This is a genomic window from Rhodococcus sp. KBS0724, from assembly GCF_005938745.2.
Taxonomy (GTDB): domain Bacteria; phylum Actinomycetota; class Actinomycetes; order Mycobacteriales; family Mycobacteriaceae; genus Rhodococcus_F.
In genome coordinates, this window is the sequence record NZ_VCBX02000001.1 from 3,391,591 (window position 1) to 3,404,425 (window position 12,835).

General features: G+C 62.6%; 10 protein-coding genes and 1 riboswitch. Of the genes, 4 read left to right on the forward strand and 6 right to left on the reverse strand.

Annotated features, from left to right (window positions below):
- Positions 1 to 124 precede the first annotated feature (124 nt).
- The 3 genes from FFI94_RS15500 to FFI94_RS15510 form a co-directional block, all read right to left on the reverse strand.
- Positions 125 to 1,381: a DUF1214 domain-containing protein gene (locus FFI94_RS15500; protein WP_138868645.1), complete on the reverse strand. Its 1,257-nt coding sequence runs from the start codon at positions 1,379 to 1,381 to the stop codon at positions 125 to 127.
- A gap of 22 nt (positions 1,382 to 1,403) precedes the next feature.
- Complete coding sequence (locus FFI94_RS15505; RefSeq protein ID WP_138868646.1) at positions 1,404 to 2,042, reverse strand: TetR/AcrR family transcriptional regulator; 639 nt, start codon at positions 2,040 to 2,042, stop codon at positions 1,404 to 1,406.
- A gap of 66 nt (positions 2,043 to 2,108) precedes the next feature.
- Entirely contained in the window at positions 2,109 to 2,489 is a 381-nt protein-coding gene (locus FFI94_RS15510; RefSeq protein ID WP_138868647.1) for a PPOX class F420-dependent oxidoreductase, read from the reverse strand.
- A 190-nt stretch (positions 2,490 to 2,679) separates the two neighbouring features.
- On the opposite strand from FFI94_RS15510, the gene FFI94_RS15515 reads away from it, so the two are divergent.
- Positions 2,680 to 4,314 carry a GMC oxidoreductase gene (locus FFI94_RS15515; RefSeq protein WP_138868648.1) on the forward strand — a complete coding sequence of 545 codons (1,635 nt, stop codon included), beginning with the start codon at positions 2,680 to 2,682 and terminating at the stop codon, positions 4,312 to 4,314.
- Positions 4,315 to 4,320: 6 nt separating this feature from the next.
- On the opposite strand, the gene FFI94_RS15520 is transcribed toward FFI94_RS15515, so the two are convergent.
- Together FFI94_RS15520 and cobN are read right to left on the reverse strand one after the other, a co-directional pair.
- Entirely contained in the window at positions 4,321 to 5,130 is an 810-nt protein-coding gene (locus FFI94_RS15520; protein WP_138868649.1) for a hypothetical protein, read from the reverse strand.
- A 39-nt stretch (positions 5,131 to 5,169) separates the two neighbouring features.
- Positions 5,170 to 8,790: a cobaltochelatase subunit CobN gene (cobN, locus tag FFI94_RS15525; protein ID WP_138868650.1), complete on the reverse strand. Its 3,621-nt coding sequence runs from the start codon at positions 8,788 to 8,790 to the stop codon at positions 5,170 to 5,172.
- Positions 8,791 to 8,828: 38 nt separating this feature from the next.
- Positions 8,829 to 8,977: riboswitch (cobalamin riboswitch) on the reverse strand.
- 34 nt (positions 8,978 to 9,011) lie between these two features.
- Between cobN and cobG the strand changes: the two genes are divergently transcribed.
- The 3 genes from cobG to cobJ are packed head-to-tail and all read left to right on the forward strand — an operon-like array spanning position 9,012 to position 12,281.
- Complete coding sequence (gene cobG, locus FFI94_RS15530) at positions 9,012 to 10,154, forward strand: precorrin-3B synthase (protein ID WP_138868651.1); 1,143 nt, start codon at positions 9,012 to 9,014, stop codon at positions 10,152 to 10,154.
- Between the two features lie 19 nt (positions 10,155 to 10,173).
- Positions 10,174 to 10,800, forward strand: a complete 627-nt coding sequence (locus FFI94_RS15535) for a precorrin-8X methylmutase (protein WP_138868652.1) — start codon at positions 10,174 to 10,176, stop codon at positions 10,798 to 10,800.
- Complete coding sequence (gene cobJ / locus FFI94_RS15540) at positions 10,797 to 12,281, forward strand: precorrin-3B C(17)-methyltransferase (protein WP_138868653.1); 1,485 nt, start codon at positions 10,797 to 10,799, stop codon at positions 12,279 to 12,281. Before FFI94_RS15535 ends, cobJ begins: the two co-directional genes overlap by 4 nt.
- 25 nt (positions 12,282 to 12,306) lie before the next feature.
- On the opposite strand, the gene FFI94_RS15545 is transcribed toward cobJ, so the two are convergent.
- The gene (locus FFI94_RS15545) at positions 12,307 to 12,828 is read right to left on the reverse strand and encodes a DUF1990 family protein (protein ID WP_260684142.1); all 522 of its coding nucleotides are present in this window, start codon (positions 12,826 to 12,828) and stop codon (positions 12,307 to 12,309) included.
- Between the last annotated feature and the right edge of the window lie 7 nt (positions 12,829 to 12,835).

Consider the following 12,835-nt stretch of genomic DNA (forward strand, 5'->3'; position numbering starts at 1 on the left):
CTGCATTCGCTATACTGCTGCAAGAAGTTCGACGTTGGATCCGAAACTCGCGACAGTTCGCTTGTGCTGAAAACTGTTCAGGCACAAAGAAATCACCATCGATTTCACGATTGACCATGAGGGGCTATCGCTGATAGCGAGCCAGCACCGCGCGACGTCGACGATCGAGCACTGATTTCCGTTCGTCCGCCGAGATCCGTTCGACGCCGGCCAATTCCTGTTCCAGATCGGAGAATTTCACCACTTTCACCGTCGGTGTCGGCAGATCGTCACTCTCGGCAAGCCACCACCGGTAGACGCACCTGATGAATCGATTTCCCGCGGTGTCAAGCCAGTTGGCCACACCGGGATCTCGGTGCGCGACAACGGCACGAAAGACACCGTCGTCGAGTGTGGCCTGATGTCCGTTCAGCGATGTCTGACGGAACGTGTAATCCAGCGACTGGCCCCAGTAGTCACCCAGGTGGATGTTCCAGAAATGGCATGCCGGTGGTGACACTTCGAGGATCACGGCCTCGTCGTCTGCGATCTCGAAACTTCCACCGCCATAAGCGATATACCCGGAGTCAGACGCGTACGTGTCACTCACCGGTGGTTGTGTGCGGAGGACGTTGACATTGCCACTGCGGGCGGCATACATCGCTGCCCAGTAGTCCGAGTATCCGTCGACGAATTCGCCGACTCGTGTCACCTGGCCTGCAATCACGACGGGGTCGGCGACGGGACCGCTGCCTGTCTCGTCCAGACGTTCGATCGAAATATGGTAGGGCTCTTCGTTTTCCCAGTCGTAGAAGTACTGCCTGATCATCAGCTTCGTTGCCGCCGGATCCATCGGCAACCAGTTCCCCGCATGTGCCTCCGCGCTGATGATCACATCGAAATTGCCATCTGCATCCAGGGTAATGCCGCCGGGATTGGATATTGCCCCCAACGTGCCGCCGGTGGCGGCTTTGAACGCTGTAGCAAAATCTCTTCGCGCCAGTGCTTCGCGATCGAGATTCTCGTAGAGATTGACGGAGTCGTACAACGTCAATCCCAGATATCTCGCCCGCCCGCCGGTGCCGGTGAGTCGATACGTGCCTTTCGCGTCGAGCGTGGCGTGACCGAACAGGCAATCCGGCGACTCCGTCGCGTACCGTTTCGTATTGTCTTGAAGATGACCGACTTCCGGATACTCGGGGTCGGCGCTGAACACCATCTGCTCGAGTCCCGCGTTGAGAAGATTCAGCAGGTAACGATAGCCAGCCGAACGCATCTTCGGATCTGCGGCTACCGGATCACCTGCAATCAAGTCGCCGGCCGAGCGTAGGTCGTCGCACAGTTTCGCCCACGCTGCATCGAGATTGTCGTTGGCAGGTTCAGTGATGGAAATAGCGTCCATGTTTGCTCATTTCTGTTGACAGTCAGAATGATTGAGGGGCCGACAATGCTTCGACGGCCACCACCCGGAGATGATCGACGTAGACGTCGAAAGTACTGACAGCAGTGCCAATTCCGAGTACGCGACGCTTGGTGTATATGGCGATCGCCGAGAACGCCATGTTGTACACCATCTCGACTCGCTCGGCGGCAACATCCTCCGGCAGGTGCGCCAGAGCGGCCACCAACCGCTGATGGATCTCCCGATTGGCGTTTCCGAGGGAATCGAGGTCTGCGCTGAAATAGTCCACCGTGGGAAGAAGTCTCACGATGAACTCGGCATAGTTTGCACCGTCCTCGGACGTGCCCACCGAGGAGGCAAACGGAATGATCGACGCATCGACAAGCGCGCGTAGGTCATGGCCCCGGCCCTCCGCGTCCAGCACTTCCAGGAACTCGCGTCGCGCCTGCGCGATCGCCACCATTCGGCGACGAAACACTTCGATCAGCAGCTGATCGCGGCCACCGAAGTGATACTGAACCGCGGATGTATTACGTTGTCCGGCAACGCTAGCCACATCTCGCATCGAAAGCGCGTCGACGCCCGCAGTGCCAAGTAGTCGTTCCGCGACGTCGACCATTGCACTTTTGGGATCTACATTTTCGGAGTCCACTGAGGGCATGCATGGACGGTATAACGCACTGCATTAGATGTCAATGCAGTGCGTTAATTGAGGAGAAGATTCCGGCTACGCCTCGGTGATCGAGATTCCGACAGTCCCGGTCTTGCCGCGGCGAAGGAGGCTGCCCTTCATCGTGAGCCAGCCGATAATGCCGTACCGACGGGCAATCGCGTCACGGGCGCGATCAGTCCCAGGGCCGTCGAGGATTTCTGCCTTCGCGGCCACCGGCTCACCCTTGGGGTTGCCGCGGGCATCGCACGCAGCGACGGTCACTGAAGGGTTCCGCTTGATCCGCTTCACCTTGTAGGAATCGGTCACCGTCCACACCAGCAACCGCTCGCCGTCGACGGCAGCCCACAGTGGCGTTGCGACGGGCGTGCCATCCTTGCGGAAGGTGGTGAGTAGGACGTACTTGGATTCGGTCACTCGCTTGAAGTCTGGGGTCACGTGTCGAGAATAGGTGCGAATAGCACGAATTAGACGACGCGAGATCCAGTCACCTTTCCGCGACTTTCTCTTTTGTCCATATTGCTCCACTTTAAGAGGCCGATTCCATACCTTTTCCGAACATATTTCCTACTCGAGCTATTCTGTCGTTACCTATGTCTTCGAGGTATCGGGAGTTGAGCTTTTCATCATGCAGCGTCGTAGTTTTTTGAAGGCGACAGGAATTGGCGCAGGGGTTGCCGCCACCACGACGCTGGCGTCCACCGCTGTGAGCCAGGCGACGCCGCGACGCGCCCTCCCGATGGGTGTCGATCACTACCGCAACCTCGTTCCGGAACTATTTGCCCCCTCCCCAATCCCCCTGGAGCATTCGGAAGCCATTGTCATCGGCTCCGGATTCGGCGCGAGTGCTACTGCACTTCGGCTCGCGCAGAGCGGAACTCAGGTGACGGTATTGGAGCGTGGGCTTCGGTGGCCTCACGATCCGTATCGCGAAATCCATACCTCGGACCTTCTTGCCGATGGCCGCGGCGTGTTTCGCCGCACGTCGTTCACCAACCTCACCGGGATTCCCGTTGCGTGTGATTACTTCAGTGGAGTTCTCGACGCGACCGACTACGAAAACATGTCGGTATGGCGCGGCGCCGCGGTCGGCGGCGGCTCCGTCATTTTCACCGGCGTCATGATTGCACCCGAGCGCAGATTCTTCGACGCAGTATTCGGCAACTCGTTGAACTTCGACGAGATGTCGTCTACGTGGTATCCCAAGGTTCGCCAGATGTTGCGCCTGAGTCCGCTGCCCGAAGATCTCTACCAAACGGCGAACTTCGGCCATTCGCGTCGGTGGGATCAGGATGCCCGTCACGCCGGCTTCGATCCGCATCGCATCGACGGCATCTGGAACTGGGATGTTGTGCGTTCCGAACTGAGCGGCGGCTCACGCCCGTCCGCAACCGTCGGCGACACCAACATGGGCAACTCCAACGGCGCCAAATTCGATCTCACCCAGAACTACATCCCTGCCGCCGAAGCGACGGGCAAGACCACGGTGTGCTTCGGGCATCAGGTGTTGAGCATTGGTCGTGAGACGGATGGCCGATACGTCGTCGACGTCGAATCGAGCGATCCCACGGGCGCAGTGCTGAATAGGCGCACTGTTACGTGCGATCGTCTTTTCCTCGGCGCTGGATCCATCGGAACGTCCGAACTGCTTGTCCGCGCTCAGGCGACCGGCGCGCTGCCGAATCTCAACGAGCACATCGGCAAAGGGTGGGGCACCAACGGAGACGGCGCGATGGTGCGATCCTTCGGGTTCAGTGACGGCTCAGCACAGGCTGCACCTTCAGCGTCACGCATCGTCGACGAAACCGGGCTGCCGCTGTCACTCGAAAACTGGCATGCGGCCGGGGTGCCGGTAAACATCGGCATGCTCGCCAGTCTGGGTATGACTCTCGACCCGCAGCGCGCCGATTTCAGCTTCGACGCCCACGCAAACCGAGTAGTTCTCAACTGGCCGAAGAATGGCAGCGCGGCCACGATCGAGGCGTTGCGTGCTATGCAGAACAAAATGGCCTTTGCAGGTTCGACGCTGCCCTCGGCATTGCCGTTTGCGCAGGACGTCAATTGCTCGTTCACCGCGCATCCTCTCGGCGGCGCGGTCCTGGGTAAGGCCACCGACAGTTATGGCCGGGTCAAGGGGTACGAGGGCCTGTACGTCATGGACGGCGCAGTAATCCCTGGTAGCACCGGCACGGTCAATCCGTCGTTGACCATTACAGCGCTAGCCGAGCGCAACATCGCGGAGATCATCAACTCGAAGCGCTGAGGCGAGCTAGGTACTGAACGGATGGTCTCGGACGCCGATCAACACCCGGCAGTCGGATGAGATCAGCCAGAAATTGTTATCGGCCTGGATCTCGAACAACCCCTCCTCGAGGCGAACGAGAGCCTGTGGGTCCCACTGCCCGAGGGTCTGCCGAATTGTGGTGTCGACGTCGTCGCCGGGAGCCGTCGGCGTATGGAGCCGGGCATAGGCCTGACGGACCCGCACCGTCAGATGCACTGAAGTCGGGTCGAAGGCGTCAGCAAAGCCTTCAGTCGACACCGGCGGACCCAACTCCGGGCGTGGCGCTCCCGAACTGTCGCGACTGCGGCTCGAGAAACGAGACTTGACCCCGCTCTTGACCTGCTCCCACGTCCGCTCACGGTGGATAGTCGAATATCCCGTAATAGTGCCTCGATCAGGCGAGAGCACGACGTCGAAACCGTTGCGGGACAGCCGCAGGTAACCGCCGCTCGACGGTTTACGGGCAGACTTCAACAAGAAGTCCTCGAGCATGTTGCGCAGTTGGAATTCCGCTGCCCGCTCGTCTCCGCCGTGGTGGTAGCGGAAGCTGTCCGTGGCGCGGACTGTAACCCGGACGTCGTGGACATCCTCGACCGAGATGTCGCCGACCGGCAGGTCTTGTGACATGCGGATGTGTTTGGCCGTGCCGTGCGGAATACCGACCGATTCAGGGGCGCCCGATTGCTCGGCCCGCAGAAATCCATCGCACCCGTCCGCGCGGCACCAACCGTCGACGTACTCGGTCGGGTTGGTGCAGCGGACGCCGTCCCGTCGGAAACGTGTGCAAACTGGCATTCCGCCATTATGGGTCGAAGGACCGACAAAGGTGGGCAACTACTCCCCTTCGAGCTCACCTTCGGTTTCGAGATACACCTGACGCAACCCGTCGAGTGTCTTCTGCTCCGGGTGCTCCCACATCTTGCGTTCAGCAGCTTCGAGAAGTCGTTCGGCGATACCGTGCAATGCCCACGGGTTGGACTGCGTCATGAACTTCTGGTTCTGCTCGTCCAGGACATACGTTTCAGCAAGCTTCTCGTACATCCAGTCGGCGACAACGTTGGTGGTGGCGTCGTATCCGAAGAGGTAGTCGACAGTCGCTGCCATCTCGAAAGCGCCCTTGTACCCGTGACGGCGCATGGCGTCGAGCCACCGCGGATTGACGACGCGAGCGCGGAACACACGTGCCGTTTCCTCCGAAAGGGTGCGGGTGCGAACCGATTCGGGCCGGGTGCTGTCGCCGATGTATGCCTCGGGAGACTTTCCGGTCAGCGCACGCACGGTTGCGACCATGCCACCGTGGTACTGGAAGTAGTCGTCGGAATCGGCGATGTCGTGCTCACGCGTGTCAGTGTTCTTGGCCGCCACGTTGATTCGACGGTACGCGCTGCGCATGTCGTCGGCGGCGGGGATTCCGTCGAGGCCACGGCCGTACGCAAAGCCGCCCCACGTGGTGTAGACGTCAGCGAGGTCGTCGTCGCCGCGCCAGGTCTTGGAGTCGATGAGTTGCAGCAGACCAGCGCCGTAGGTTCCGGGCTTGGAACCGAAAATGCGCGTGGTTGCACGCCGCGCGTCACCGTGTTCGGCAAGATCGGCCTGTGCGTGGGCGCGGATGTAGTTCTGCTCGTCCGTCTCGTCCAGCGCTGCGACCAATTGCACTGCGTCGTCGAGTAGTGCCAGAACGTGCGGGAACGCGTCGCGGAAGAACCCGGAGATGCGTACCGTGACGTCGATACGCGGGCGGCCGAGTTCTTCGAGGTCGATGACCTCGAGGTTGACGACGCGTCGGCTGGCTTCGTCCCAGACGGGGCGAACACCCAGGAGCGCAAAGACTTCGGCGATATCGTCGCCGGAGGTACGCATGGCAGCGGTGCCCCACACCGACAGACCCACCGAGCGCGGGTACTCCCCGTGATCGGCCAGGTAGCGGTCGGCGAGGGACTCCGCCATTGCCTGGCCGGTCTCCCACGCCAAACGCGACGGAACTGCTTTGGGATCGACCGAGTAGAAGTTACGACCGGTGGGAAGGACGTTGATCAGGCCGCGCAGCGGTGAGCCACTCGGGCCGGCCGCGATGAAACCGCCGTCGAGTGCGTGCAGCACCTGCTTGATTTCGTCCGAGGTCTGGCGCAGACGCGGCACCACCTCGGTGGCTGCGAACTGCAAAATCTTCACGACGGTCGGATCGTCGCTGAGTCCTTGCGCAGCAGCGGGATTCCACTCGGCGTCCGACATGGCACGGACCAGCGCGTGTGCCTTCGCTTCGATGTCGTCGACCCGGTTACGTGATTCGTCGCCGTCCTCGCTCAAACCGAGTGCTTCGCGAAGACCGGGAACGCTCTGTTCGCCGCCCCACATCTGGCGGGCTCGCAGCATGGCCAGTACCAGTTCGATCTCGGCGTCACCTTCGGGTGCGCGGCCGAGAATGTGCAGGCCGTCGCGGATCTGAACGTCCTTGATCTCGCACAGCCAGCCGTCGACGTGCAGGAGCATGTCGTCGAACACGTCTTCTTCCGGACGCTCGGCAAGTCCGAGGTCGTGGTCCATCTTGGCTGCACGCATCAACGTCCAGATCTGCTGGCGGATGGCCGGCAGCTTGGACGGGTCGAGCGCGGAAATGTTGGAGTGCTCGTCGAGCAGTTGCTCGAGGCGGGAGATGTCGCCATAGCTCTCGGCGCGAGCCATCGGCGGGATCAGGTGATCGACCAGCGTCGCGTGCGCCCGACGCTTTGCCTGCGTTCCCTCCCCCGGGTCGTTGACGAGGAAGGGGTAGATCAGCGGCAGGTCACCGAGCGCTGCGTCGGTACCGCAACTGCTGGACATACCGAGTGTCTTGCCTGGCAGCCATTCGAGGTTGCCGTGCTTGCCCAGGTGAACAACCGCATCGGCACCGAATCCGCCGTTGTCCGGGGTCGCAGCGATCCAGCGGTACGCGGCGAGGTAGTGGTGGCTCGGCGGCAGATCGGGATCGTGGTAGATCGCGACGGGCTTCTCACCGAAACCCCGAGGCGGCTGGACCATCAGCACGATGTTGTTGAATCGCAGTGCCGCGATGACGATTTCGCCGTCCGGATCCTGCGAGCGATCGACGTACAACTCGCCGGGCGCTTCGCCCCAGTGCTCTTCGACGCCGCTGCGCAGATCTTCAGGCAAAGTGGCGAACCACTCACGGTATTGCGCTGCCGAAATGCGGATCGGGTTGCCCTCGAGCTGCTCGGCCGTGAGCCAGTCGGGATCCTGCCCACCCGCGGCGATGAGGGCGTGGATCAGCGCATCGCCATCCTTCGCGGCCAACCCGGGAACAGCGTCCGGTCCGTCGACGGGACCGAGGTCATAACCGGCACTGCGCATTTCGGTCAGCAGATCGATCGCGCTGGCAGGTGTGTCGAGGCCGACGGCATTGCCGATGCGAGCATGCTTGGTCGGGTATGCCGACAGCATCAACGCAACACGGCGCTCGGTGGTCGGGATATGACGCAACTTGCCGTGACGCACCGCGATACCGGCGACGCGGGCTGCGCGTTCCGGATCCGGCATGTACGTGGACAGTCCGTCGGAATCGATTTCCTTGAACGAGAACGGCACCGTGATGATGCGTCCGTCGAATTCGGGGACCGCAACCTGAGTTGCGACATCGAGCGGCGACAGTCCGTCGTCGTTGGCATCCCACGTAGCGCGGCTGCTGGTCAGGCACAGTCCCTGCAAAATCGGAACATCCAGCGCGGCGAGCGCTGCCACGTCCCAGGCCTCGTCGTCGCCGCCTGCGGACGCCGTGGCCGGCTTGGTTCCGCCGGCCGCGAGGACCGTCACGACCATGGCGTCGGCGCGGCGGAGGGTGGTCAGCAATTCGGCTTCGGCGCTGCGCAACGACGCGCAGTAGATCGGCAGCGCGGTGCCGCCGGCGTCGGCAATCGCGTCGCAGAGTGCCTGGATGTAGCGGGTATTGCCGGCGAGGTGCTGGGCGCGGTAGTAGAGAACCGCGATGACGGGACCACTGCTGTCGGTGATGGCGGGAGCAAAATCAGCGATTCCCCACGACGGCAACCGCGACGGAGCCTCGAAGCCGTGGCCGGTGAGCAGCACGGTGTCCGACAGGAAGTGGTGCAGCTGCGCCAGGTTGTCCGCGCCGCCTTCGGCCAGGTAGTTGTGCGCTTCAGCCGCGACGCCCGGGGAGACTGTCGAGCACTCCATGAGGTCGGCATCCGGTGCGTGTTCGCCGCCGAGCACTACGACGGGCAAGCCACTGGCCAGGACCATGTCCAGGCCGTCTTCCCAGCTCCGGCGGCTGCCGAGGATGCGGACGATCACGAGGTCGACACCGTCGAGCAATCCCGGTAGATCCTCGGAAACCAGCAGGCGAGAGGGGTTTGCCCAGCGATACGAGACGCCGTCGCCGTTGTCCTGACTTGCGCGAGCACTCAGCAGATCGGTGTCGGACGTCGAGAGCAGAAGAATCACAGGTGAAACCTTCCTGGGGTTTCGCGCCCCGTGAAATAGATCTTTCATCGACAGCAGTTGAGGGTCTGACTCGTGTTTACGTACGGAAACAGTTCCGCTCGTAAACACTCACAGTGGCGCGACCGCACCGGAATCTCACCGGTTTCCTCACCTGCTGTCACTGGTTGACCGTGATGCTACCGGTCGTGGGTCCGCGCTCTGCACGGTCGTACCCTTGACCCATGTCCACAGACCGTTCTCAGCCAGACGCGTGCCCCGGAGCGCTGCAGGTTCACCAGGCCGCTGACGGCCCGTTGGCTCGTGTGCGCCTACCCGGTGGCGCTTTGGCCCCGCACCAGTTGCAGGCACTCGCCGAGGCTGCGCGTGACGTGGGCAACGGGCAGATGGAACTCACCTCACGTGGAAATATCCAACTCCGAGCAGTCAAGGACCCCCAGGTATTTGCCGAGCGGATCGCGGCTGCTGGTTTGCTTCCCTCGGCAACGCACGAGCGAGTTCGCAACATACTGGCGTCGCCGCTTTCCGGCCGGATCGGGGGTGTTGCCGACGTACGTGAGCTGGTTCGCCATCTTGACGTAGCGGTGCAGTCGGACCCGGCATTGGCGCAGCTACCAGGACGAACGCTCTTCACACTCGACGACGGCCGCGGCGACATCAGCGGTCTGCACGGCGACTTCGGACTGCACGCCCACAGCGAATCCGAGCACTCACTCGTCCTCGCCGGGAATCGCACGAACCACCTCGTCCACGTCGACGACGCTGTGCCGTTGCTCCTGGACGCTGCCCACGCATTCCTGAGTCTTCGTGACAAGCACTGGCGCTTGGCCGAAGTCCCCGACGGCGTCGCTCGAACCATCGACCACCTTGGCCTGACGGCCGAATTTTCCGGTGCCGTCGATCTGGCCCCGGACGCGGGGCCGTCCATCGGATGGCTCGAACAGCACGACGGAACCGTCGCGTTGGGCGGCGGACTCCGCTTCGGGCTACTTGACGCCCGGCTCGCCGAATTTCTCGCCGCCGTCGAAAAACCCGTGGTCGTGACGCCGTGGCGCACGATCATGATCTTCGATTTGGACGAAGGCGCAGCCGAGCAGGTGGTGCGGGTTCTCGCTCCGATGGGCTTGATCTTCGACGAAAATTCGCCGTGGCTCGATGTCAGTGCCTGCACCGGAAGCCCTGGCTGCGAGAAGTCGCTCGCCGATGTCCGGGCCGACGCCATCGACGCCGTCGAGCAGGACTCACTGCCCATCGAAGGCCGGCAACACTGGGCCGGCTGTGATCGTTCCTGCGGGCGCCCCCGCGCGAAAGTAGCCGACGTGATTGCGACGACTGACGGTTACCGGGTGAATCCGACCGATCAGTGATGCCTCTATCCTGTGCCCCATGATCGAGTACATCCGTGACGGCGCAGAAATCTATCGCCAGTCCTTTGCCACAATTCGGGCAGAAGCCGACCTGAGCCGTTTCCCGGCGGATGTCTCACAAGCTGTTGTGCGGATGATCCATGCGAGCGGTCAGGTCGACCTGGTCGACGACATCGCGTTCACACCGAACGTCGTCACCGTCGCCAGGGCTGCTCTGCGGGCGGGTGCACCGATCTTCTGTGACGCGAACATGGTCGCCGCGGGCGTCACCCGTACCCGTCTACCCGCCGACAACGAAGTGATCTGCACACTGCGCGATCCTCAGGTTCCGTTGCTGGCGAACACAATCGACAACACGCGCTCTGCCGCTGCTGTCGAGTTGTGGGGGCCGAAACTCGAAGGCGCCGTGGTCGCGATCGGCAATGCGCCGACCGCTCTGTTCCATCTTCTGAACCTGATCGAAGCGGGCGGTCCGCGGCCTGCTGCTATCGTCGGCGGACCCGTGGGATTCATCGGATCCGCCGAATCCAAAGAAGCGCTGATCGAACATCCCAGCGGCATAGAACATTTGATACTGCGAGGCCGACGCGGCGGTAGTGCCGTCACCGCGGCCGTCGTCAATGCGATTGCGAGCGAACAAGAATGAGCGAAGGCAAGTTGTGGGGAGTCGGAATCGGACCCGGCGATCCGGAGTTGGTGACCGTCAAAGCTGCCCGGGTGATCGGTGAGGCCGACGTCATCGCATTCCATTCCGCGCGGCACGGCAAGAGCATTTCCCGCGGGGTCGCTGCTCCGTACATGCGCGACGGCCAGATCGAGGAACACCTCGTGTACCCCGTCACGACCGAAACCGTCGACCATCCGGGTGGGTATCAGGGTGCGATGGACGAATTCTACGAAGCCGCAGCCGAAAGGTTGGCCGTCCACTTGGCCGCCGGACGCACCGTTGCGCTACTGGCCGCGGGCGACCCACTCTTCTACAGCTCGTACATGCACATGCACAAACGCCTGGCAGATCGCTTCGAGGCCGAGGTCATCCCCGGTGTCACCTCCGTGAGCGCCGCGTCGGCCGCACTCGGAAAACCCCTGGTTGAGGGCGATGAAATCCTCACCATCCTGCCCGGGACGTTGCCACAGGCCGAGCTCACCCGACGACTGAAGGACACCGACGCCGCAGCGATCCTCAAGTTGGGCCGTACCTTCCCGCCCGTCCTGCGTTCCCTCGAGGACGCCGGCCGACTCGGCGAGGCGCACTACGTCGAGCGGGCGAGCACACCTCGCCAGCGCGTCGATGCTGCCGCCGACGTCGATCCGGACGGTGTGCCGTACTTCTCCATCGCCATAGTTCCAAGTCCGTCGAACAACGCCACCCCGCGCGAAGACACTGCGGGTGAGGTTGTTGTCGTCGGCCTCGGGCCCGGCGACACCGCGTGGACCACACCCGAAGTGGCGCATGAACTTTCACTGGCCACCGATCTTGTGGGCTACGGCCCGTACGTCGACCGCGTGCCCACCCGTCCCGGGCAGCGCCGCCATTCCAGCGACAATCGCGTCGAAGCGGAGCGGGCGGCGATGGCCCTCGATCTCGCGAAGAACGGTGCCCGCGTGGCCGTCGTCTCATCCGGCGATCCCGGTGTATTTGCGATGGCTGCAGCGGTTCTCGAGGTGGCAGCCGAAGATCAGTGGCGCGGCGTTCCCGTGCGTATCCTGCCCGGTATGACAGCGGCAAATGCCGTGGCCAGCCGCGTCGGAGCCCCGTTGGGTCACGACTACGCTGTGCTGTCCCTGTCGGATCGGCTCAAGCCGTGGGAAGTAGTTGCGCGGCGCATCTCTGCGGTCGCGGCGGCCGATATGGCGTTTGCCGTCTACAACCCGGCGTCGAAATCTCGAACGTGGCAGGTCCAGGCCATGAAGGATTTGGTACTCGAGCACCGCTCCCCCGAAACCCCGGTCATCATCGGCCGAGATGTGGCGGGTGCGGAGGAATCGGTGCGCATCGTCACACTCGGCGATCTCGAACCGTCCGAGATCGACATGCGCACGTTGCTGATTGTCGGATCGTCCATGACAAAGGTCGTGGATACCGGATCCGGCCGGCAGGTGTTCACGCCGCGTCGCTACCCCTAGCGTGGTTGTGAAGGATTTTGTTCGCTCAGCGAGCAAAATCCTTCACAACCACAGCACGGATATAGCGCCTGGTCACCCACGCCTGCACCAGACGCCCGATCGGGGCACCCACTCGTACCCACCAGGTACCTGGCTTGGAGAATGCCGTGATTTCGAGGCGAACCTGATGGCCGATTTCGTCGAAATGAACGATGAACGACTCTTCACCGCACTCGGGATGACCGCGGCGCGTGCCGTACGCAAATCCGGCTCGGTTCGGCTCGTCGACCACATAGACGACGCGGACGGGAACCGATATCGGTCCGAAACCGAAAGTTACGTCTTCACCGGTGCGCGCGGCGTCACCGGCAGCTTTGACCGTCAATCCAGCGCCGCGATGCATGCCCCACGTCATGACCGTGGCGGCCGCTGCTTCGAAATCGGCGCGGGTTGTACCGACGACCGCGCTCTCTCGCACATGGTGATAGCCGACGGGTAGTACGCCGCCCGTTGTTCCCACGTCGGCGGTTGCGCCGATTTCGGAGTAGGTCAACGGTTCCTGGTCCACGTCAGCA